This is a genomic window from Undibacterium sp. Ren11W, from assembly GCF_049340485.1.
Lineage (GTDB): Bacteria > Pseudomonadota > Gammaproteobacteria > Burkholderiales > Burkholderiaceae_D > Undibacterium.
Genome location: NZ_JBMPPB010000001.1, coordinates 870076 through 891817 on the forward strand (window position 1 = coordinate 870076; position 21742 = coordinate 891817).

A 21742-nucleotide genomic window follows, 5' to 3' on the forward strand; every position below is an offset into this window, starting at 1 on the left:
AGTCTATATGCGCAACATCCCGATTAATGCTGATACTCAGGGTGAGTATATTAAATGTAAAGTTTGCAAAACCCTACTCTAGCAGTCCATCTATGTCCCTTACCTTGCTCAAGGCCTCGTCAATACGGTCGACAGCGATGATCTGCAAACCTTCTATTTTTTGCTTGGGCGCGTTCGACTTGGGGATGATGGCAATTGAAAAACCAAGTTTGGCGGCTTCTCGCAAGCGCTCCTGACCACGTGGCGCGGGTCGGATTTCTCCCGCTAAGCCGACCTCTCCAAACACTACCAAACCACGCGGCAAAGCCTTATTGCGCATCGAGGAATTAATTGCCAGCAGCACCGCCAGATCGGCCGCTGGTTCGGTGATCTTGACGCCACCGACCGCATTGATAAACACATCCTGATCCGAGGCGGCGACACCCGCGTGTCTGTGCAACACCGCCAGTAACATCGCCAGCCGATTTTGGTCTAAGCCTACCGACAGCCGTTTGGCGTTGGGCGCATGTGAGGTATCGACTAAAGCCTGGATCTCGACCAACAGCGGGCGCGTGCCTTCCTGAGTCACCATCACGCAAGAACCGGCCACCGGAGTATCGTGCTGCGACAAAAATAAGGCAGATGGATTCGATACGCCTTTCAGGCCTTTTTCGGTCATGGCAAATACGCCCAATTCATTCACCGCGCCAAAACGGTTTTTAATTGCCCGCACCAGTCTAAAGCTGGAATGGGTGTCGCCTTCAAAATACAAAACAGTGTCGACGATATGTTCCAACACGCGCGGCCCAGCCAGCGCACCGTCTTTGGTGACATGGCCAACCAGGATCATGGTGATGTTATTGCCCTTGGCGATACGCGTGAGTTGCGCGGCACATTCACGCACCTGCGCCACCGACCCGGGAGCCGAGCTTAGTGCGTCCGAATACACGGTCTGTATCGAGTCGATCACCACCACTTGGGGTTTGTAATCGGCCAGGGTATTGAGAATTTTTTCTAGTTGTATCTCGGCCTGCAGGTGCAAATCGCTAGCATCGACCATCAGGCGTTTAGCGCGCAGGGCAATCTGCGAGCCCGATTCTTCGCCACTCACATAGAGAACTTTCTTGAATTTAGAGAGACTGGCCAGCGCTTGCAATAATAAAGTCGATTTACCTATACCAGGGTCACCACCAATCAAGACCACGCCACCTGGCACTAAGCCGCCACCGAGCACCCGGTCAAACTCTTCTATGCCGGTGCCGAAGCGAGGAATATCTTCGGTCTCGATATCCGCCAGATTCAGTACAGGCGCGGTTTGCGCCAAGCTCTGATGCGTATTCGAAAAACGATTCCCACCGACTTCAACGATGGTTTCCACCAAGGTATTCCACTGCTGGCAAGACGGACATTGCCCTGCCCATTTATTCAAGACGCCACCGCATTCGGTACAGGTGTAATTTGTTTTTGCTTTGGCCATTGTCGAAGTCTGATTGGAGGGTTAAATCTAATAATGCAAAATATACTGATATTTTAAACAGTATCTCGATAATTGCTTGCTCTATTTCATGAGTATTTCCGATTTTTCATGGTATAAAGCCAGTCGGTGACATTATGTAACAGGTTTAGAAAACGAATGAAACGCGGTTTTTACACAATTATGGCAGCGCAGTTTTTCTCCTCGCTGGCCGATAACGCATTGCTCATCACAGCGATGGCTCTTTTAGCTAGTATGGATGCGCCAGCTTGGATGACACCCTTGCTGAAATTATTCTTCGTGATGTCCTACGTGTTGCTTGCCGCATTCGTCGGTGCATTTGCCGACTCCCTACCCAAGGGCAAGGTGATGTTCGTCACTAATCTCATCAAAGTGGCTGGCTGCGCGCTCATGTTCGCCAACGTACATCCTTTAATTGCCTATGCCGCAGTAGGTTTTGGCGCTGCCGCCTATTCACCGGCTAAATACGGCATCTTAACTGAACTCTTACCGCCGGATCGTCTGGTCGCCGCCAATGGCTGGATAGAAGGCTTGACGATTACCTCGATTATTTTCGGCACAGTACTGGGCGGTACGCTGATCAATCCAAAAGTCTCAGCAATATTATTAGGCTTTGATTTTCCGGTTCTCGATTTCGGCATAGACTCTCCTACCGAGGCGGCATTACTCGTCATCACTGGATGTTATGCGTTGGCCGCAGCATTCAATTTACGCATTCCAGATACCGGTGCCCGCTATGATCATCAAGAACGCAGCCCGATTAAAATGGTGACTGACTTTGCCTGCTGCTTTCGTACCTTATGGGCCGATAAGCTAGGGCAAATCTCACTGGCAGTCACCACTCTATTTTGGGCCGCCGGCGCCACCCTGCAATTTATCGTACTCGACTGGGCCAGAACTTCGCTCAATATGCCACTCAATAAGGCCGCCGTTTTGCAGGGCGTGGTCGCGGTCGGCGTCGCACTAGGCGCGGTTGGCGCGGCGCGCTTTGTACCGCTCAAAAAATCCTTGTCGGTAATGCCTTTAGGTATTGCTATGGGCCTAGTCGTCACTACGATGACGATGGTGACGAATGTCTGGATCGCCTATCCATTGCTGATCTTGATCGGTGCATTGGCCGGTTTCTTTGTCGTTCCTATGAACGCCTTACTGCAGCACCGCGGTCACGTACTGATGAGCGCAGGACATTCAATTGCGGTGCAAAACTTCAATGAAAATTTATCAGTTCTGGTGATGCTGGGATTGTATGCGTTGATGGTGTCGTTCAAGCTCAACATCCATGTCGTGATCGTGATGTTTGGTTTATTCGTGGCTGGCACCATGTTTATGGTGATGCGCAGACATCAGGCCAATCAAAGAGAGTTCGACTCGATTGCCCTGATCGGCGAGCACAAACACTAAGCCAACACTTAGTAAACACTAAGCAGTAGGCCGCACTATTCTTAATTAGATTACTGGTGATTGCCGCAGGCTAGCCCGCTTTTCTTGCGCGCGGCTGATCCAATCATTTGGCACCACCATGCCACGGCAAATTTCCTGCATGCAGTTTCCATGCTTGCTCATAATTGCCAGCAAGACCGGGCTCTGATCGCTCAAGAAGTGCCGCTTGAGCACTTCTTTCAAATCATCTTTCGTCATCACAGCATCTAGCGCGCATTGGGCTGGCGCTAACCACTCCAGTCTGGGCAGTATCAAGGCATGAGGTATCGCCAGTTTTTCTATGTCATCCACAGTCCACCAATATGCACGGCAATGATACTCAGAGACGCCTGCAATGACCGCTGAGGCAATAGACGCTGTCCGATAAAACAGCCAGCCTTTGACCAAGGCGCGGGCATCGACTACCTTTTTTGGCAGCATGCTCTGCGCTTGCGGATGCTGCGCCAGAGCCAATTGCTGATGGAAGATTTTTTCCATCTTGCTACCCAGGGTATCGCCCAGATTAGGTCCTAAATAATCATATAAATCTGGTGCACGCTCAACGCCATCCTCTACCACCAGTAAATAAAATTTACTGGCAATTTCCCAATGCAGCAAATCTTCGCCTTGATTCAACAAAAAATCGAACTCGCCTACCGTTGTGCCATTTTCATGTACTTGCAGACCATGTGCGTACAACACCCCTTGGTGACGGAGAAAGAAAGCCAAAAGGTTTTCCGCATAATGCCCGAGGCGTCTATGCTTGTGCACCGCTAAAGCCTCATGCAAAGCGACCGGTTGCCTATCTAATTGCTGCAACCAAGCATCCAGGCTTGCTTTTTCGGGCAAGTCCACATCGACGAGTTGATTCTGCCAAAGTACACTCGTGCTATCGAGTAAACTAGGCGAGCTAAGTATCCAGGCCAGCGCCCGCACATGTACGTCCTGCAAATGCTGCCACTCGTGATGAAATCGCGATTGGTAAGTTTCCATGCGCACTAGCTACCGACTAGCGAATTCATGGCAAGGCAAAGATCTGACCACACTTTAGCTTTGCCCAAGGGATGACTCAATAAATAGCGCGGATCATCGCTCAAGACCAAGGGCAAGCCTTCGAAATGCTGTAATGATCCCCGTAATGCAGTTACTGCTGCGGGATCAGAATTGAGTAGTGTGCCGGCAACGGTGCTACCCAAAGCGACAATCACTGATGGCTGCATTAATTTTAGTTGTCGCCGCAAGCATGGCAAACAGACAGAATATTCGGCCGCCAATGCCGTCACGTCTTTGCCGGGCGGCAGTTGCGGTGCCGAGATAAGGACGTTGCTCAGATAAGCTTTGGCACCTCTTTGCACATCCATCGCCAGCAACATATTTTCAAATAGGGTTTTGGCGCTGTCAGCAGCTTGATGTCTACGCGCACCACCTGCTGCATCGCAATACACGAACAGATAATCAGGTTTGGCACGGTCGGCGCGAAACAAGGCTTGTTCCGCTTTATCGGACAAGCCGCACAGGCAGGCAGCGCTTTCAGTCAGTTCAAAATCTCGCGTGGAGCTAACTACAGAAGCTGAATTATTCTCACTGGCCGCCGTGGCATTCCAAGCTAAGTCTAAAGCCGCTTTTTCAACAGCGACTGCGCCCGCGCTTAAATCTTCAATCGCAGCTGCGCTAGCTAAGTCAACTGCCGTAACTTCAGGCGGAAAATCGGGCTCATGCGCAGACTTAGCTGCAGGCGCGGTCTCAGCCGCCTCGCTATACTCAGGCGTATTCAAAAACAGAGCAAATGCCGCGGTCTCGCCTTCATCCTGAAGAGTCGTTATAGTTGCTGCTGAAGTGGCAACCGAATCAGCCATCTCAGCCTCGATAGCAGGAGTGTTTTGTTCGGAAACCGGCGCATCGTGACGCAGCTTCCAGAGCGGCCCCAGGCTCATTTCGCTTAGCAGAAAATCTCGTTTATCGTTCATGATAGTGTGGCATTCATTCAAAGTTCTATGCGCATTACGATAGCATCTTCACGCAAGTTACCGACAACCGGATAATAGGATTTACGTCGACCTATTTCGGAAAAACCATACTCGGTATACACACTTAAGGCTCTTAGATTGCTGAGCCTAACTTCCAACAATATCGAGAGAAAGCGCTGCTCTCTGGCGCTGGCGCAGAGATGATCTAATAAAATGCGGGCATAGCCTAATCCTTGGTGCTGAGTAGCTATCGCAAAGTTAAGTAGGTGCATCTCATCGACTACCGGCATTAACACGTAGTAGCCAATTAAATTATTACTAGCATCCTGCAAACCGAGCATCTGATGTGCGCTATACAAAGAATCATGAAAGTTTCCACGTGTCCAGGGATGGCTATACACCTGCTCTTCTATCTCAAGTACTCTATCGACATCGGCAAAACTGAGACAGTAAAAATGTGGCGCACTTACTGCACCGCTAATATTTGGGGTCTGGCTCACTTGATTCTTTCACCCAATAACATATTCGTAAAAAGCTTCATGGATTTTTTAACTGCATGCGTTCTATCGTCGTCAAGGCGATTTTATTGCGCAAATACACAGGCTGCGCCATGTCTGCTGCGACTTGCTTTCCATTTGTATAGTCGACCAAAGCCAATTGCGCGACTTGTGCTGCATGCGGCATTTTAAATATGATCTTCATCCTAGTAGTCTCAAGCGGTGCGGTCAGTCCATTTCCCAGCACAAGCACACTGGCATGGTCTGCGGCATAAGCCAGCGCCACATCGACAGCTGACAAGGCGGGCTCGCTCACTTGCTCCCAGCTTTGATTGCGTAGTCGATAATGTGCCCAATACACTTCCGCCATGCGCGCATCAAGCACGCAGACAAAGTCTGCGTCAATTTGCTCAGCGCGGGCCGCTTGCGCCATCGCATGCAAACTGAGTACAGGAAGTATCGGCAAATCCGCGCCATATGCCAGCCCTTGCACGATGCCGCAAGTAGTTCTGACCCCGGTAAAGGCACCAGGTCCGCAACCAAAAGCGATCGCCTGACAGTCAATTAGACTCAACCCAGCAGTGCTCAGCAACTCTTGGATCGCCGGAAGTACGCCTTGTGAGTGGGTTTGTACGCCACTCAGTTCACGAATAAATAATTCGCCCTTAGTCAACAGGGCAACAGAGGCAAGTTCGGTAGAGGTTTCAATAGCTAATAGTGTAGTCATAAGCGTATTTTACCGCGTCAAGCGTCCATTCGCGCCAAAACGCTCACTTGCGGTAGCAAACTTATGTAGATATATCTGAGGCTCGAGTGTTAGGTTAAAATAGTATATGGAACAAATTCAAGAAAACACTGCCGATCTTTCCGTGATCAAGGCGAATCTACAAAACAAGAATTGGCTGGTTGCCTGTTTATGCGCAGCCTGGTGCGATACCTGTAGTGCCTACCGCCCGCAGTTCGATCGACTCCAATCGCAACATCCCGACAAATGTTTTGCATGGATAGATATCGAAGATCAAGCCCATCTGGTCGATGCGGTAGATATAGAAAATTTCCCTACCATCTTGATACAGTACAGAGAAAGTATTATTTTTTTCGGCACTATGCTGCCTGATGCAGGGCAAGTGCATCGTTTACTCAATTCATTTGAAGAGACTTTGAAAACGCAGGTAGAACAAGGCGGCAAGATGCAAAATTCATCGTTAACTCACGATGTCCCAACTGGCTGGGATCTGCGCCAGCTCATCCTTGAATGCAAGTAATTGGGCGCTCCAAAGCATACACGCCCACCGTATTCACTTTGAACTAAAGCGCAGATTGAAACATGTTTTTCGCCCATAGGATAGAATTCGCCTCCGGTGCTATTCTCAGCGAAGAATAGTCCTTAGCCGACCGCACATCAGTTAGGAATCATTCATGTTCAGTACCTGGCTATCCCACTTTATGCAACAAGATAGTAGCGTACTGGTTTTCATGAATGTTTTCTTGCAGCAACTCGGCTTACCCTTGCCTTCGGTGCCAACCATGATACTGGCCGCTAGTCGCGCCAGTGACTGGCAATCAATCGCGTTGATGTTAGTGGCAGCAACCCTTGCCTCTTTACTGGCCGATTGCTTGTGGTATCAGGCCGGACGCCGTTTCGGTTATCGCGTCTTGTCGCTGCTTTGCAAGCTCTCTATCAATCCTAGTTCATGTGTCAATCAGACCGAAGCAAGATTTAGCAAATGGGGCGTCTGGTCACTGATATTTGGAAAATTCATCCCCGGCTTTTCTACCGTAGCGCCACCCGTTGCGGGTGCACTGGGCATGCGCCGCTCGTCCTTTTTTATCGCCTCGGCAATAGGGGCCGCACTCTGGTCGGGATTCGCCTTGCTGGCCGGCTATGCGCTGCAGCGCCACATTGCGATTGCTTTAGAACTGATGTCACAGCACGGTATACATTTAGCGTTACTAGGCCTAGCTCTGATAGCGCTCGTGATAGCATGGAAGCTGGTCATGAAATACCGCTTCGAGCGTATCGCCAGCATGCATCATGTCGATGCACAAGAAATGCGGCTCGCCTTAGCCGGTCCTCGTCCACCGCATATCATCGATCTACGTAGTGCCAGTCTGATTGAACAAACCGGCAGTATTGCACATGCGCACCGCACAGACTACGACGCGATTTCAGCCTCATTAAACGACGTGGATAAGGACTATCCCATCATTACGATCTGCGCCTGCCCACAAGACGCCGGCGCAGTGCAAGTTGCCCATAGTTTGCAAAAATTAGGCTACCGCAACGCACATCCCTTGCTAGGCGGCTTTGACACCTGGAAAATAATGGCAGCAGACGATGCATCTTTACTGCGCATACCACCCCATCCGGATGCCATATTGAATCAAACCTAAATTTTATTGATCCTTCTGCGCCATGTCCTGCGCCTCCATGAAGGCACGCCGAAACTCCATGGGATTTGAGATTCCCACGATAGGCGCCTGTGACTCACCAGAACCAGTGATCACTAAACTACCATAATTAAAAATACGGCCCATGATGTTTTGATGGACTTGTATACTCTCGACCTTAGTGATATTTATTTCCATGGTCCGGCGACTGATAAAACCAAATTTTGCCACCACGCGTTTATTGGTAAATGCCAGTTCCGTCGTCTTATACTTGATGTAGGCTATCAAAAAAACGATCACCCCCAAGCCATAGGCAATCAGAAGAACGAAACCCAATAGCAGCAAGGGGGCCAGCGTCCATAAACTAATGTTGCCGACATAGACAAGTTTCTCACCCTTGATGAGAGTACCTTCAATATAGCTTGCCATATTCCGTATTTCTTTCATATAAAAACTAACTTGGTGAATAAAAGCCCGAATCCAGAGCGTAGCGAGGATAATAGCAAACATGGGTAAAATTTGAGACGCAAACGGCGTATTTTGTTGTGGCTTGTTTTGCTTTCTCTCGCGCGCTATCAGGCTTACAATCGGCATATACGCTACAACAACTCTAAGGAATGAGCATGGCAAAGAAAAATGAAGAGCTAGATCCAGAAACAATGGCCGTGATCGAATGGTGTATCGAGGTCGAAGGCCATCTGGTACAAGGCGGCGCGACGGTAGCGCAAGCGCAAGAGTATATCGAAGACCAAATCGACTTTTTAACTGATCAGTTTTATGACGGACTCAGTCCAGAAGAAGCTGCCAAAGAAGCGCTGAGCGATTAGATTGCTGCGACTTGTTTAATCTGTCAGTTGAAACGCAGTATCTATGCGCCTTCGCAGAGCTTTTCGTGCTGCAAGCCGCATAGATACTGCGCAAGGCTTTTCAGAAAGCCCCTTTTTTACGCTGCTTGGAGTTCTATAAATAAGCCTTAATTTGCTTCGCCAGTATGTCAAATGCCGGTGCAATATTCGCATCCTCGACACAGGCATAACCGAGCACCAAGCCAGCGTCTGCCCTGCTGGCACCGTGGTAATAAGAAGAGAGCGGCCTGACCGCAACACCGCGTTCTAAGGCCAAACGGGCTATCAATTTATCGTCACAATGCGCTGGCAGTCGTAGCGCCAAATGCAGACCGGCGTCACTACCTACCGCCTCCACCTCCGTACCATCAAAGTGACTATCGATTTCCTGCTGCAGGATCTCTAATCTCGCCCCGTACATCAGACGCATACGTCGTATATGAGAATTAAAATGGCCTTGCGTCATGAATTCGGCCATGGTCGCTTGTAGCGGCGCCTGGCCAGATCGATGTAACTCTTCCATCCCAGTGACAAAAGGCTTACTCAGACCTTGTGGCAGCACCAGATAACCGAGTCTTAGACCAGGAAACATGGTTTTGCTAAAGGTGCCCATGTACAGCACGCGCTCGCCACTATCCATCCCTTGCAGAGACGCCAGCGGCCGTCCGCTATAGCGGAACTCACTATCGTAATCGTCTTCTATGATCCAGCAACCATGGCGTCTGGCATATTCCAGCAAGCTGCGCCGGCGCGCCAGACTCATCACCATGCCAAGCGGATATTGATGCGATGGCGTCACAAAAATAAAACGCGGCACTGCCGCCAAATCGGCTTCGCTAGGGCAGATACCTTCAGCATCGACCTTAATCGGCCGTATCGTCACACCTGAGGCGGATAATAAATTGCGCGCGCCCCAATAGCAGGGATCCTCTACCCATGCGACGTCACCCGGATCACTTAGCAGGCGCAGACATAAATCGATCGATTGATGGATGCCATTGGTAATCACCACTTGCCCAGCCTCACAATCGACCGAGCGTGAGACTTTTAAATATTCAGCCACCACCTCCCGTAAAGGCTGATAGCCGCCGCCATGGCCATAAGTCAGTGCTGCAATTGGCGGTTTGCGCCAGACTTTGCTCTGTAGAGTGTTCCAGATTTTATGCGGAAATTGGGTGACATCCGGCACCCCCGGTACAAAAGCTCCCCACTGCTGCGTCGCGGCACCTGCCTGTGCCACCAGCCTATGGCCGCGCTGCGACAATTGCACCGGTTCTGGCGCGGCGCTGGCCCGTTTACTGGTCACCGCGGGCAGGTGTACCGTATCGGGAACCGTGTCGGCCACATAGGTGCCACTCCCGGCACGCGCCTCCACATAACCTTCTGCCAGCAATTGCTCGTAGGCGTACAACACCGTATTGCGCGAGATCGCTAATTCACTGGCTAGATCGCGACTCGAAGGTAGACGGGTATCAGGAGGCAGCACGCGATCAAGGATGGCTTGCCGCATCAACCGATACAACTGACGGTTACGGGGGGTGCCGGACACTTTGTCCAGATACTGCAGCAAGTAGTCGGAGAGATTAAAGGTACGCATGCCTGTTTACGCCAAAATTCAAAGAACATTGATTATAGACCCAACGAAATAAGTGGCACCATCAAAAACTTATAACTGGCACTATTTAATGGAGCCAAATCGAGGCAACATGACTGCACTTCTTTAATCACCACATAGCCAGCAAGGAAATCATGAGCACAAATCTCGAATTGAAAAACCGTAAAGATCAAGCCACTCCACGCGGCGTCGGAGTCATGTGTGATTTTTACGCAGATCGCGCCGAAAATGCAGAATTATGGGATGTCGAAGGCAAGCGTTATATTGATTTCGCTGCCGGTATCGCGGTATTAAACACCGGGCATCGCCATCCTAAGATCATCGCAGCAATCACCGAACAAATGACGCGCTTTACTCATACTGCGTATCAAATCGTGCCCTACGCCAGCTATGTAGAGTTGGCCGAAAAAATCAGTCGTATCACGCCAGGCAGCCACGCCAAGAAAACCTCATTCTTCACTACCGGTGCTGAAGCGGTGGAAAACGCCATCAAGATCGCGCGCGCTGCTACAGGTCGTCCAGGGGTAATCGCATTTTCCGGCGGCTTTCATGGTCGCACCATGATGGGTATGGCACTCACTGGCAAAGTGGATCCGTATAAACTTGGATTCGGCCCCTTCCCAGGTGAGGTTTATCACGCACCCTTCCCTAGCGAGTTGCATGGCGTTTCAGTAGACGACACGCTACATGCGATCCAGATGCTGTTTAAAGCCAGTATCGATCCAAAACGGGTAGCAGCCATCATTCTTGAACCCGTTCAAGGCGAAGGCGGTTTTGTTGTCGCACCAATCGAGTTGATGCGCGCTTTGCGTGCCATCTGCGATCAACACGGCATTCTCCTGATCGCTGATGAAATTCAGACTGGCTTTGCCCGTACAGGCAAACTTTTCGCGATGGAGCATTACGATGTGCTCGCCGACTTAACCACGATGGCCAAGAGTCTTGCAGGCGGCTTGCCATTGTCGGGCGTATGCGGACGTGCCGAGATCATGGATGCGCCAGCACCGGGCGGCTTGGGCGGCACCTATGCTGGCAATCCACTGGCGGTAGCGTCTGCGCTGGCCGTGCTCAACATCATCGAAGAGGAGAAGCTCTGCGAACGCGCCAATAGTCTAGGCCAACAACTGACTGTACGCCTGAAGGCGGCCCAGGAAAGTGTCCCTCAGATCGCCGAGATTCGCGGTTTAGGCGGCATGTTGGCAGTCGAATTTAATCATGCTGACAGCGGCAAGCCAAATCCAGAGTTTGCCAAAAAAGTTCAGGCACATGCCTTGAAAAATGGCTTGCTCTTGCTTACCTGTGGCGTATATGGCAATGTGATTCGCTTCCTGTTTCCTTTGACTATCCCCGACGCAGTGATGGCCGAAGCCTTAGACATTCTCGACGCGGCGCTACGCGCTTAATTGAAATTCAAAAATACATAAATATTGGACTCGATCATGCTGACATTAAAAGATCCCTCGCTGTTTAAGCAACAGGCCTATATCAACGGAGTATGGTGCGATGCCGAGAGCGGCGAGAAAATTGCCGTGAACAATCCTGCCACTGGCGACATCTTGGGCTATGTACCGAAGATGGGGGCATCTGAAGCCAGGCGCGCAATTGCCGACGCCAACGCGGCATGGAAACCATGGCGTGCATTACTGGCAAAAGATAGAGCTGCTATTTTGCGCCGTTGGCACGGTCTGATGCTAGAAAATTGCGAAGATCTGGCCATCATTATGACCGCAGAACAAGGCAAATCCTTGACCGAAGCACGCGGTGAAATCGCCTACGGCGCGTCATATATAGAATGGTTTGCAGAAGAAGCCAAGCGTATCTACGGCGACACCATTCCAGCCTCGGCACCTGGTCGCCGCATCATGGTCAGCAAGGAGCCTATTGGTGTTTGCGCTGCCATCACACCGTGGAATTTCCCGTCGGCGATGATTACCCGCAAAGCGGCGCCTGCCTTAGCGGCTGGTTGCACCATGGTGGTCAAACCGGCTGAACTAACGCCATTCTCAGCGCTGGCACTGGCCGAACTGGCGCGTAGAGCCGGCGTCCCGGATGGCGTGTTCAATGTCATTACCGGTAACGCGGTAGAAATCGGCGGAGAATTTACTTCCAATGCCACAGTACGCAAACTTAGTTTTACCGGCTCGACCGCGGTTGGCCGCCTACTCATGCAGCAATCGGCCAGCAGCATCAAGAAGCTGTCGCTGGAACTTGGTGGCAATGCACCCTTCATCGTCTTTAAAGACGCAGATCTGGATGCCGCAGTAGAAGGCGTACTGGCGTCGAAATACCGTAATTCCGGTCAAACCTGCGTCTGTGTGAACCGCATTTATGTACAAGATGAAGTCTATGATCAGTTCAGCAGTAAATTGGTAGAGGCGGTCAAAAAGAGCTTTGTTGTGGGCAATGGTTTTGATGCTGGCGTCAACCAAGGCCCCTTGATCAATGAAGCTGCGGTGTTGAAAGTGGAAGCGCAAATCGACGATGCACTGAGCAAAGGTGCGCGCGTACTGGCTGGTGGCAAACGCCATGCTTTGGGCGGCACGTTCTTCGAACCCACAGTGCTCGCTGACGTGACTCAGGCAATGGCGGTCGCACGCGAAGAGACCTTTGGCCCTATCGCTCCGTTGTTCCGTTTTACTAGCGATGAAGAAGTTATTGCCATGGCTAATGACACCGAATTTGGGCTGGCATCGTATTTCTTTAGTCGCGACATAGGGCGTATCTGGCGCGTTGCCGAGCAGCTGGAATACGGCATGGTCGGCATCAATACCGGCATCTTATCGAGTGAAGTCGCGCCATTCGGCGGTGTTAAACAATCCGGCTTAGGACGTGAAGGATCGAAGTACGGGATAGAGGACTATCTGGTCATCAAATACTGGTGCATCGCCGGCATGTAATTGAGGTCTGTGTTGCGCAAGGGGCCCTCCCCTTCCTAAAACCCTGAGTTCAAAGATCAAATCAGCGTCATTTTTTTCAAATCTATACAAATGTGTTTAGTGACGCTTTGCCTACCCAAAATATCATGCCAAACATCAAAAATCCGTTTCATTCGCATACTCATGATGCCAGTTTAGAATTTTCCTGCGGTATGCGTAAGCCTATCGTACTGATGTCGATGGGCGCGCAAGAGCGTTCGGGTCATGAGTACCAGGTAATGACCAAAAAATATATCCGTCCCTTGGTCGAACATGCGCTCTGCGTACCGGTACTGGCACCGACCTGTTTTGGTGTCGACGACCTTGCTTTGTATTTATCTATGGTAGACGGCGTGTACCTGACCGGCGCTGGTAGTAATATCGACCCTAGCTTGTATGGACAAGAAAATTTAACGCCTGAAAAAACCCAGGACCAGGATAGGGATCGCTTCGATTTACCGTTGATTTATGCGGCATTGGAAATGGGCTTGCCTCTTTTTGGAATTTGTCGTGGCATGCAAGAACTCAATGTCGCACTCGGTGGCGACATGCATCAAAAGCTGTACGCCCTACCCGGCATGCGCGAACACCGCGAAGACTACAATGCCAGCGTCACCCAGCAATACGCCGACGTTCATATGGTCAAAATGGTGGCAGATACCTGGTTTGCCAAACTGATGCAGCAGGAAGAAATTGCTGTCAATTCTTTACATGGCCAAGGTATTAAAACCCTAGGCAAGGGTCTACAGGCATTGGCCCATGCTGAAGATGGCTTGATTGAGGCAGTGCATCTACCCGAGCACAAACAATTCACTTTGGGAGTGCAATGGCATCCAGAATGGCAGGCTGCGCAAAATCCATTTTCCATCCGTATGTTTGAAGCATTTGGTGACGCCTGTCGACAAGCGGTAGTTCAAAAAATCCGCAAATAAATCCTGCAACAACCGAGACAGTCTGCGTGAGTCAATATGGGCTTACGCAGAATAACGATAACAGCCTTGATTTTCTAGCCTGATTTAAGACGGCAATCTAGAAAATACACGGCGCAATCTAGATAAATAAGGTTCACTATGGCATCGAACTCAAGCGCTGACAATACTCAGCACGCACCCTCTTACTACGCTGCGTCCGCCCATCCATCCCCAGAACGTCCGCCTTTGCGCGGTGCCATCGAGGCCGACATTTGTATCATCGGTGCCGGCTATACTGGGCTCAGTTCTGGCCTTCATTTAGCCGAGGCTGGGTTTAAGGTCGTGATACTGGAGCAGGCCAAAGTCGGCTGGGGCGCGTCGGGCCGCAATGGCGGACAAATTGTGCATAGCTATTCACGCGACATCGACGTCATCGAATCTAGCTATGGCAAAGAAAAAGCCAAGCCGCTGGCCGAAATGATGTTTGAAGGTGCGCAGATTATTCGCGATCGCGTAGCGAAATACAACATCAAATGCGACCTGAAAGATGGTGGCGTGTATGCGGCATTGAGTAAGAAAAAAGTCAAAGCATTAGAAGAGCAAAAAGACTTATGGGAGAAATGGGGACATAAAAATCTCAGCCTGATAGACGCACCCGGCGAGATTAAAAAGGTCGTTAATACTGATCGCTACCAAGCGATATTGGTGGATAAAACGGGGGGGCACTTCCACCCCCTCAATCTGACATTAGGCGAAGCGGCTGCATTTGAACAAAACAGCGGCGTGATCTATGAACATAGCGCGGTAACTAAAATTGATCGAGGTCAGCATCCTGTAGTACATACAGCACACGGCCAAGTTAAAGCGAAATTCGTCATCCTGGCCTGCAACGCCTACATCGGCGATCTGGAGCCAAAATTAGCCAAGATGTCCATGCCTTGCGGAACCCAGGTCATCACTACTGAACCTTTGGGTAGCATGGCAGATGAACTAATTCCTTCCGATTACTGTGTCGAGGATAATAATTTCCTGCTCGATTACTATCGACTGTCGGGCGACAAACGCATGATCTTCGGCGGTGGCGTGATTTACGGTGCGCGCGATCCTGCGCACATAGAATCTATCATCAGGCCGAATATGTATAAAGTATTTCCTCAGCTAAAAAACGTCAAAGTCGATTTCGGCTGGACCGGCAATTTCTTGCTGACGCTTTCGCGCATGCCAGAAGTGGGTAAGTTGAGTGACAACATTTATTACTCGCAGGGGTGTTCGGGGCATGGTATCACTTTCACACATTTGATTGGCCGCTTGCTAGCCGAAGCGATACAGGGTCAGGCAGAGCGCTTCTCGGCCTTTGAGTGTCTACCCCATTACCCTTTCCCCGGTGGCCGTTTGTTACGCGTACCGCTCACCGCGATGGGCGCTGTCTGGTACGACTTGCGCGATAAGTTGGGCGTGTAAGCGCCAGATGCCTAGGCTGGCTATCTGGGTTTGTCCAAATGCTCGTGATAGGAAACCGGGGGATTTTTTTTCACCACTATCAAATCCTGCTAGCTTGCCGCCTAAAACCCGGAGAGCGAACAATCGTCAACGAACTATTCGTGCGCAACAGACAAATTAGCACTAGCCCGTAGCGCAGCCCCCATGCGGCTTAGCGGGCATGCCGGCCTGCAGGGCGCATGAACTATGCGCCTTGGGCCAGGCATCATTTCGTTTATTAGCAGCGCACCATTCGCGTTTATTCCATGAGTGCCGGAGCATCCGTTAGCGGACCCGGCAATGGCGTGACCGCTTCAGTCGCCCGCACAAAACGAGGTTTCTTGAGCGGACCAGTCAGCGATAAATCAGAGCGCGCTTCGCGTATCGGCGAGGAAAGTAAGACCGTGAAGCGCCCATTGAGCTCCTCATTTTTATTCATATCCGCGCTGCCGTACGCCGACACCAGACCGGCCGTCAACTTTACACTTCTAAAATATGTTTTTGTGCCATCGTAACTAAAGCTCGCCACCAGATCGTTGAATGCTGATTTTCCGCCTACGGCACCAGTTTGCATTAAATTCAACAGATTCACTCCCAGCAAACTTCCTCCATGTGTCTGTAGATTGCCATTTACTTTGGCACTTGCAAAGAGTTTGGCCGCTTCCGGTCCTTGCATGGAAAACTTTGCATGGCCGTCTAACTTAGCGATATCAAACAAGCCGGGAATCGCCAGCGCGAGATTGATCTGCTTGGCATGGATATCCCCCGTCAGACTCCAACGCTCACCCCAGGATAAATTCGCATTGCCGGTCAGAGTTCCGTCGTAATTGACACCATAAAATTTGTCCAGACTCAAGGCTTTTGCGCTCAAATTACCTTCGGCACTAAAGTCAGCCAATTTAAGCTCAGACCCAAAAGGAACGGCAAAGCTCTTGGCGATCATTTTCACTTGTACTAGCTCAGCTTTAGGCTGCAACTCGATCTGCATAGTCGACTGTGCCGAAATCAGTTTGATATTTTGCCACGCGCCACTTTGTCCGAATTCGCCAGACAGTTCAAAGTTTCCGAGTGCCAGTTGCGGCCACTCCACAGTCAAATTACTGGCGCTGAAATAGCGCATTTTATTTTCAGAACTTTGAAACTTCTCAAAGAGTAACCAACCCAGGCTTTCTTTATTTAGCACTGGTGAGATAAATTCCAATCCCTTGATTTGCATTTCTTGTGCCAGTAGCGCACTAATGTCGATATCGGCATTGACTTGCGCGATTTTTATCTGAGCATGCTCACCTATGCTGACGTTTTGCAGTTGCCAATGCGGCTGCGGTAAGAAAGAGAAATCTAATTGCCCAATTTTGACTGGCTGATGCAATTGCGCGCTACTGGATTTTTCAAACTGGGTCAGACGTCCGCTAAAATCACTGAGTTGGGCCCAGGCAAACAGGGCAATACTCAACAATAAAGCGGCCCCCATGAGTAACTGTACCCAAGACCCGGAACTTTGATAATTACTTTTATCGGCGATAGCATTGCTAAGCTCTCTATCCTTACGATTAGCGGACTCGCGTTTTTCTGCAGCACGATTTTGCTTTCTCTCCCGTTTTCTTCTAGCGCTCTCTGCCGCCAACGCTTCCGCCTTATCGAGTGCCTGTGCCTGCGCCAGTTGCAATCTTTCCTGCACTTCTAAAGCGGCACTTTGCTCAGCTTCTTCAAGTACTTTACGAGCCTGTCTTTCCTGTTGAACCTGTTGTTCTAGTTCAATCTGCGCCGCTTTGAGTGCTTGCTCGTCGGCCTCCTTTTGCGCTTGCCGCTCGGCTTCGCGCATAAGCTTATCGGTGGCGGCTTGTTTGGCTTGCAACTCCCACTCCCTTTGTTCCTGCGCTTGTGACAACTCAAATGCCAGCGCCTCAGCCTCTTGCCTAATTTTTTCTTCGGTGGCCAATCTTAGCTGCTCCGCCTGCATAGCCTGACGCTCTTGCTGAAGAGTCTGCTGGGCGGCTAGTGCCTGCGCTTGTTTCTCCAATTGCGCTTGTGCTTGTTTTTTCTCTTGCTCTGCCAATTCTCGTTCCGCCTTTTGTGTGGCCAATTTCGCTAACTCCTCGGCCTTTTCTTTTGCTTGTGCTTCTGCTTGGACCTGCATTTTCGCTTGTTCTTTAGCGAGTTCCTTTGCGATTTCTTTAGCTTTTTGTTTTTCTTCCGCTTGTTGCTTTTTCTGTATTTCCAACTGTCGTTTGGCCTGCAGCTCAGCCGCCCGGCGTGCCTGTTCCTGAGTTGCCGCTCGCTTTTTTGCTTGCCTTTCTGCCTGACTTTGTTCCGCAGCTTTTCTTTCTTGCTCTAAGGCGTTGCGCAAAGCCAAAGCGGCGGCCTCCTCTTCGGCATGCGCTTTGGCTTTTGCGTGTTCTTCTGCTTCGCGTTGCGCCGCCTCGATTGCTTGCTGTTGCGCTGCGAGTTGCGCTTCTTTCTCGGCTATCTGCTGTATCGCTAACAGCGCGAGTTCGGCGTCTTGCCGCGCTTTTTCTTCCGCTTCTTGCAATGCTAAGGCCAATGCCTGCTCTAAGGCCAACTGCTCTGCTTCGCGTTTCGCCATCGCTTCAAATTTCTGCCAAGCCTTGTCTTCTGCCTCTTTCTGCTCTAGCGCCAATTTGCGAGCTTGCTGCTCTGCTTGCGCTTGGACTGCGGCAGCTAAAATCGCGGCCTCTTCTGCAGCTTTTAATTCTTGCGCTTCGCGTATTGCGGCTTGTTGCGCTAGTTTATTTGCCAGTTCCTGCGCTTGCTTTTGCGCCTCTTGCTGCGCCAGTTGATCTGCGATTTTTTTGGCCTGCACGGCAGCTTCACGCTTGGCTTGTTCTTCGGCCTGTATTCTTAAGCGCTCTCGTTCTAACTGCCGCGCCTGCGCGTCTAATGCAGCTTGGGCTTGGGCTTGGGCTTGGGCTTTTGCCTCGGCCTCACGCTTGAGTTTTTCCTGCTCGGCTTCCCTGGCGATTTTTTGTTCTTGTTCTTGTTTTTGCGCGAGCTCTAGCTGTCGCTGACGTTCCAACTCATCAGCCAATTGCCGGGCCTTGGCTGCTGCTTCGCGCTTGGTGTTTTCTTCGATTTCTTTCCTGGCTTGTGCTTCAGCTTTTTGACGGGCAAGCTGCTCTGCCGCTTGCCGCTTGGCGAGCTCATCGGCTTCTTTTTTTGCTTGTGCCTGTTCTTTTTGACGCGCTTTCTCTTCAGCAAGCTTCTTTGCCTTCGTTGCGGCCTCAGTTTTGGCTAATTCTTCCAACTCCTTCTTAGCCTGAGCTTCGACTTTTTGACGTGCTTTTTCTTCGACTAATTTTTTCGCCTTAGCATCCGTATCGCTACGTATTTTCTCAGCGATGTTTTGCCTGGTAAGCGCCTCTACAGTTAAACGGGCTTGTTCTTGACTGGCCAACTTATTTGCAGCTTGCTCAGCTTCAGAATTAGTAAGCAATTCCTCTGATTGCGCTTTATCCGCGTGTTCTACCTCTCGCAGAAATGCACCCATCGTGAGGATGCTTAACGCATTCTCTATTTCTGCTTCGGCGGGAATCTCAGACTCATCGACCGTGGCTGCCTCTGGCAAATTAAAACCGCGGATATATTCGTCGGCGACTAATTTTTGCAAAATTTCGCTGAGTTTATTATCTGAAAAATTGCCCAAAATTGCTTGCAGGTCGTTAAACGAAGCATGCCCATCAACTTCTTTAATGACCCTGCGATAGTCTTTGGATAAAGCCTTGGTTTTGCCAAGTGCCTCCGCCAGGCCTTTCGCAGTTTTGGTAAATCTCGTCTTATGATCCATGGTGTTCAAACAATCAGGCAAAGCCCGCTTAAAGATCAGCCCTGGCAAAGCGATTCAAATACCAGGCAGCGACAAAGGCTTAAACGAGAGCTGGTACTAAAAAAGATAAGCAGACTGCTGTGTGAAAATACTCTTGCTAAAAAATTCATGAAAATTTTAATAATTGCTGCCACCGACCACAGAACATTACTAAATCAACATTAGAACATCTCGCATTGCCCTTACTGAAAATTCAATAAGAACCTAGCTTACAGTGTAGACGAGCCTACGGTCTCTCAACAAGTGCTTGCTCTGCACAAATTTTTAGCAGCATTTAACAATTACAAAATGAGACAGGCCCAGAGCGCAACACCCATGCGGCCTGCAGCCGTATAGGGCTGGAAAGGTGCATGGATATTGCGGTCTGGGCCTGCTGCTTGTTTTACAAAAACTTACAAAAAATTCACACTTATTTTCGACTTTCCCTTGCGCCAACGAGACTGCTGCACACCCGTGTACAAATTCACAACTCGATCTGACTCGCTAGCCTATTTCGATTAAACCTCACCGCTCTCATAGATGACATAGATTTTTCGGCTAGGCTGCACTACTTCCCAAGTACCATGAAAGCCGCGTGGGATCACAAAATTATCGCCTTGCTTGAGAGTGACGGCCAGACCTTGCGCATCGGTGAGTATGCTGATGCCTTCCAACATCTGACAAAACTCCTCCTCTGTGTAATTGATGCGCCACTTACCGATCTCGCTATGCCAGATTCCGGTTAGAAATTTGGCGCTAGGATCAACGTAATGCTGCCAGACGGTTTGTTTGGGATTTCCCAGTATCAGCTTCTCACTGGCTAAAAAATACTCTTCAGCCGCCAGCTTGGAGACATCCATTTTTTGTATCTGCATGACGCTCATGAGCACTATCCCAGTTTATTTCATCTGCGGAAAAGCAAACTCTACCCCGGCGCTGGCAGTGTTAGGCCAACGCTGCATCACCGCCTTATGACGCGTATAGAAACGTACGCCTTCCGGGCCGTAGGCATGGTGATCGCCAAACATGCTGCGCTTCCAACCACCAAAACTATTAAAGGCCATAGGCACAGGCAAAGGCACATTCACACCGACCATGCCAACCTGGATTTGCCGTACAAATTCACGCGCCACGCCACCGTCGCGGGTGTAGATGGCGACGCCATTGCCGTATTCATTCGAGTTGATCAATTTAACTGCAGTGGCGACATCAGGCGCGCGCATGACGCACAATACTGGTCCGAAAATTTCTTCTTTGTAGATGCTCATCTCAGCGGTTACATGGTCAAACAAAGTGCCACCGACAAAGTAACCATTTTCACGACTAGCCACCACACAGTTACGACCATCGACAACTAAAGTTGCGCCTTGCGCCACGCCTTCGCCTATCAATTTCTCTATGCGCTGCTTGGCCTGTATCGATACCACGGGGCCCATTTCTGCCTCCGGCGCCATCCCATCGCGTATTTTTAAGGCTGCAGTACGTTCCGCCAAAGCACCCATCAGTTTATCGCCCGCATCACCAACTGCCACCACTACCGAGATCGCCATGCAGCGCTCACCAGCAGAACCGTATGCAGCACCGATCAGCGCGTCTACCGTCATCTCCATATCGGCGTCCGGCATCACTACCATATGGTTTTTAGCGCCACCCAAGGCTTGTACCCGTTTGCCCTTGGCACAGCCACGCGCATAGATGTATTCGGCAATCGGGGTCGAGCCGACAAAGCTGATGGCTTGCACTTCCGGATGATCGAGCAAGGCATCCACCGTCACTTTATCGCCCTGTATCACGTTGAACACGCCCTTAGGCAAGCCAGCCTCAGTCAGTAATTTTGCGTGCAGTAAAGATGCTGATGGATCGCGCTCTGAGGGCTTGAGGATAAAGGTATTACCGCAAGCGATCGCCACCGGAAACATCCACATAGGCACCATCACCGGGAAGTTGAACGGGGTAATCCCCGCAACCACACCGAGCGACTGGCGCATAGACCAGGCATCAATACCGCGCGCGATTTGATCGGTAAATTCACCCTTGAGTAATTGCGGAATACCGACCGCGAATTCCACCATTTCTATACCGCGGGCGACTTCACCCTGGGCATCGGCAAAAGTCTTACCGTGCTCACGCGTGATTAGGGCTGCAAACTCGTCGGTATGCTGCTGGCACAATTGCAGATACTTGAACAGCACACGGGCGCGTGTCAAAGGCGGCGTCGCCGACCAGGATGGAAAGGCGGCCGAGGCGGCGGCTACTGCAGTATTTACATCGTCTGCAGTACCCAGGACCACCCGAGATACCGGCACACCCAGTGCTGGGTTATACACGTCAGCATGGCGCTCACTGGCGGCCTGTACCAATTCACCGTTAATGAAATGGGGAATAGTGCTTAAATTTGTAGACATTAAA

18 protein-coding genes are annotated in these 21742 nt (G+C 50.5%); 8 read left to right on the forward strand and 10 right to left on the reverse strand.

The window, feature by feature from the left end; all coding sequences use genetic code 11:
• Positions 1 to 73: 73 nt before the first annotated feature.
• Positions 74 to 1456 (reverse strand): DNA repair protein RadA, encoded by a 1383-nt coding sequence (gene radA / locus ACO0K8_RS03960; RefSeq protein WP_422945314.1) that lies wholly within the window; start codon positions 1454 to 1456, stop codon positions 74 to 76.
• A 156-nt stretch (positions 1457 to 1612) separates the two neighbouring features.
• On the opposite strand from radA, the gene lplT reads away from it, so the two are divergent.
• On the forward strand, positions 1613 to 2875 hold the full coding sequence (gene lplT, locus ACO0K8_RS03965) for a lysophospholipid transporter LplT (RefSeq protein ID WP_422945315.1): 1263 nt from the start codon (positions 1613 to 1615) through the stop codon (positions 2873 to 2875).
• A gap of 45 nt (positions 2876 to 2920) precedes the next feature.
• Here lplT and ACO0K8_RS03970 read toward each other — a convergent pair whose 3' ends face one another.
• The 4 genes from ACO0K8_RS03970 to tsaB are packed head-to-tail and all read right to left on the reverse strand — an operon-like array spanning position 2921 to position 6084.
• A complete protein-coding gene (locus ACO0K8_RS03970) occupies positions 2921 to 3886 on the reverse strand; it encodes a DUF1853 family protein (protein ID WP_422945316.1) in 966 nt (321 codons plus the stop codon).
• Between the two features lie 5 nt (positions 3887 to 3891).
• The gene (locus ACO0K8_RS03975) at positions 3892 to 4860 is read right to left on the reverse strand and encodes a uracil-DNA glycosylase family protein (RefSeq protein ID WP_422945317.1); all 969 of its coding nucleotides are present in this window, start codon (positions 4858 to 4860) and stop codon (positions 3892 to 3894) included.
• A gap of 17 nt (positions 4861 to 4877) precedes the next feature.
• Complete coding sequence (gene rimI / locus ACO0K8_RS03980) at positions 4878 to 5360, reverse strand: ribosomal protein S18-alanine N-acetyltransferase (RefSeq protein ID WP_422945318.1); 483 nt, start codon at positions 5358 to 5360, stop codon at positions 4878 to 4880.
• Between the two features lie 37 nt (positions 5361 to 5397).
• Positions 5398 to 6084: a tRNA (adenosine(37)-N6)-threonylcarbamoyltransferase complex dimerization subunit type 1 TsaB gene (tsaB, locus tag ACO0K8_RS03985; RefSeq protein ID WP_422945319.1), complete on the reverse strand. Its 687-nt coding sequence runs from the start codon at positions 6082 to 6084 to the stop codon at positions 5398 to 5400.
• 106 nt (positions 6085 to 6190) lie between these two features.
• Here tsaB and ACO0K8_RS03990 point away from each other — a divergent pair, with 106 nt between their 5' ends.
• The gene (locus ACO0K8_RS03990) at positions 6191 to 6622 is read left to right on the forward strand and encodes a thioredoxin family protein (protein WP_422945320.1); all 432 of its coding nucleotides are present in this window, start codon (positions 6191 to 6193) and stop codon (positions 6620 to 6622) included.
• A 154-nt stretch (positions 6623 to 6776) separates the two neighbouring features.
• On the forward strand, positions 6777 to 7751 hold the full coding sequence (locus ACO0K8_RS03995) for a VTT domain-containing protein (RefSeq protein ID WP_422945321.1): 975 nt from the start codon (positions 6777 to 6779) through the stop codon (positions 7749 to 7751).
• Between the two features lie 3 nt (positions 7752 to 7754).
• Here the strand turns inward: ACO0K8_RS03995 and ACO0K8_RS04000 are convergent, their stop codons facing one another.
• A complete protein-coding gene (locus tag ACO0K8_RS04000; RefSeq protein WP_422945322.1) occupies positions 7755 to 8342 on the reverse strand; it encodes a PH domain-containing protein in 588 nt (195 codons plus the stop codon).
• A gap of 29 nt (positions 8343 to 8371) precedes the next feature.
• Between ACO0K8_RS04000 and ACO0K8_RS04005 the strand changes: the two genes are divergently transcribed.
• On the forward strand, positions 8372 to 8575 hold the full coding sequence (locus tag ACO0K8_RS04005) for a hypothetical protein (RefSeq protein WP_422945323.1): 204 nt from the start codon (positions 8372 to 8374) through the stop codon (positions 8573 to 8575).
• A 133-nt stretch (positions 8576 to 8708) separates the two neighbouring features.
• On the opposite strand, the gene ACO0K8_RS04010 is transcribed toward ACO0K8_RS04005, so the two are convergent.
• Positions 8709 to 10190 carry a PLP-dependent aminotransferase family protein gene (locus ACO0K8_RS04010; protein WP_422945324.1) on the reverse strand — a complete coding sequence of 494 codons (1482 nt, stop codon included), beginning with the start codon at positions 10188 to 10190 and terminating at the stop codon, positions 8709 to 8711.
• 152 nt (positions 10191 to 10342) lie between these two features.
• Here ACO0K8_RS04010 and ACO0K8_RS04015 point away from each other — a divergent pair, with 152 nt between their 5' ends.
• The 4 genes from ACO0K8_RS04015 (at position 10343) to ACO0K8_RS04030 (ending at position 15495) form a co-directional block, all read left to right on the forward strand.
• Positions 10343 to 11611, forward strand: a complete 1269-nt coding sequence (locus ACO0K8_RS04015) for a 4-aminobutyrate--2-oxoglutarate transaminase (RefSeq protein WP_422945325.1) — start codon at positions 10343 to 10345, stop codon at positions 11609 to 11611.
• Positions 11612 to 11647: 36 nt separating this feature from the next.
• A complete protein-coding gene (locus tag ACO0K8_RS04020) occupies positions 11648 to 13105 on the forward strand; it encodes an NAD-dependent succinate-semialdehyde dehydrogenase (protein WP_422945326.1) in 1458 nt (485 codons plus the stop codon).
• 125 nt (positions 13106 to 13230) lie between these two features.
• A complete protein-coding gene (locus tag ACO0K8_RS04025) occupies positions 13231 to 14055 on the forward strand; it encodes a gamma-glutamyl-gamma-aminobutyrate hydrolase family protein (RefSeq protein WP_422945327.1) in 825 nt (274 codons plus the stop codon).
• Between the two features lie 138 nt (positions 14056 to 14193).
• Positions 14194 to 15495 carry an NAD(P)/FAD-dependent oxidoreductase gene (locus tag ACO0K8_RS04030; RefSeq protein ID WP_422945328.1) on the forward strand — a complete coding sequence of 434 codons (1302 nt, stop codon included), beginning with the start codon at positions 14194 to 14196 and terminating at the stop codon, positions 15493 to 15495.
• Between the two features lie 277 nt (positions 15496 to 15772).
• On the opposite strand, the gene ACO0K8_RS04035 is transcribed toward ACO0K8_RS04030, so the two are convergent.
• From ACO0K8_RS04035 to ACO0K8_RS04045, 3 genes are all read right to left on the reverse strand, one after another.
• Positions 15773 to 19315 (reverse strand): hypothetical protein, encoded by a 3543-nt coding sequence (locus ACO0K8_RS04035; protein ID WP_422945329.1) that lies wholly within the window; start codon positions 19313 to 19315, stop codon positions 15773 to 15775.
• A 536-nt stretch (positions 19316 to 19851) separates the two neighbouring features.
• A complete protein-coding gene (locus ACO0K8_RS04040) occupies positions 19852 to 20217 on the reverse strand; it encodes a cupin domain-containing protein (protein ID WP_422945330.1) in 366 nt (121 codons plus the stop codon).
• Between the two features lie 15 nt (positions 20218 to 20232).
• Positions 20233 to 21738: a CoA-acylating methylmalonate-semialdehyde dehydrogenase gene (locus tag ACO0K8_RS04045; protein ID WP_422945331.1), complete on the reverse strand. Its 1506-nt coding sequence runs from the start codon at positions 21736 to 21738 to the stop codon at positions 20233 to 20235.
• Positions 21739 to 21742: the final 4 nt, after the last annotated feature.

Excerpts from the sequence above, each read along its gene's own strand:
- radA (WP_422945314.1), bottom strand. The coding sequence starts at position 1,456 with ATGGCCAAAGCAAAAACAAATTACACCTGTACCGAATGCGGTGGCGTC.
- lplT (WP_422945315.1), top strand. The coding sequence starts at position 1,613 with ATGAAACGCGGTTTTTACACAATTATGGCAGCGCAGTTTTTCTCCTCG.
- ACO0K8_RS03970 (WP_422945316.1), bottom strand. The coding sequence starts at position 3,886 with ATGGAAACTTACCAATCGCGATTTCATCACGAGTGGCAGCATTTGCAG.
- ACO0K8_RS03975 (WP_422945317.1), bottom strand. The coding sequence starts at position 4,860 with ATGAACGATAAACGAGATTTTCTGCTAAGCGAAATGAGCCTGGGGCCG.
- tsaB (WP_422945319.1), bottom strand. The coding sequence starts at position 6,084 with ATGACTACACTATTAGCTATTGAAACCTCTACCGAACTTGCCTCTGTT.
- ACO0K8_RS03990 (WP_422945320.1), top strand. The coding sequence starts at position 6,191 with ATGGAACAAATTCAAGAAAACACTGCCGATCTTTCCGTGATCAAGGCG.
- ACO0K8_RS03995 (WP_422945321.1), top strand. The coding sequence starts at position 6,777 with ATGTTCAGTACCTGGCTATCCCACTTTATGCAACAAGATAGTAGCGTA.
- ACO0K8_RS04000 (WP_422945322.1), bottom strand. The coding sequence starts at position 8,342 with ATGCCGATTGTAAGCCTGATAGCGCGCGAGAGAAAGCAAAACAAGCCA.
- ACO0K8_RS04005 (WP_422945323.1), top strand. The coding sequence starts at position 8,372 with ATGGCAAAGAAAAATGAAGAGCTAGATCCAGAAACAATGGCCGTGATC.
- ACO0K8_RS04010 (WP_422945324.1), bottom strand. The coding sequence starts at position 10,190 with ATGCGTACCTTTAATCTCTCCGACTACTTGCTGCAGTATCTGGACAAA.
- ACO0K8_RS04015 (WP_422945325.1), top strand. The coding sequence starts at position 10,343 with ATGAGCACAAATCTCGAATTGAAAAACCGTAAAGATCAAGCCACTCCA.
- ACO0K8_RS04020 (WP_422945326.1), top strand. The coding sequence starts at position 11,648 with ATGCTGACATTAAAAGATCCCTCGCTGTTTAAGCAACAGGCCTATATC.
- ACO0K8_RS04025 (WP_422945327.1), top strand. The coding sequence starts at position 13,231 with ATGCCAAACATCAAAAATCCGTTTCATTCGCATACTCATGATGCCAGT.
- ACO0K8_RS04030 (WP_422945328.1), top strand. The coding sequence starts at position 14,194 with ATGGCATCGAACTCAAGCGCTGACAATACTCAGCACGCACCCTCTTAC.
- ACO0K8_RS04035 (WP_422945329.1), bottom strand. The coding sequence starts at position 19,315 with ATGGATCATAAGACGAGATTTACCAAAACTGCGAAAGGCCTGGCGGAG.
- ACO0K8_RS04040 (WP_422945330.1), bottom strand. The coding sequence starts at position 20,217 with ATGAGCGTCATGCAGATACAAAAAATGGATGTCTCCAAGCTGGCGGCT.
- ACO0K8_RS04045 (WP_422945331.1), bottom strand. The coding sequence starts at position 21,738 with ATGTCTACAAATTTAAGCACTATTCCCCATTTCATTAACGGTGAATTG.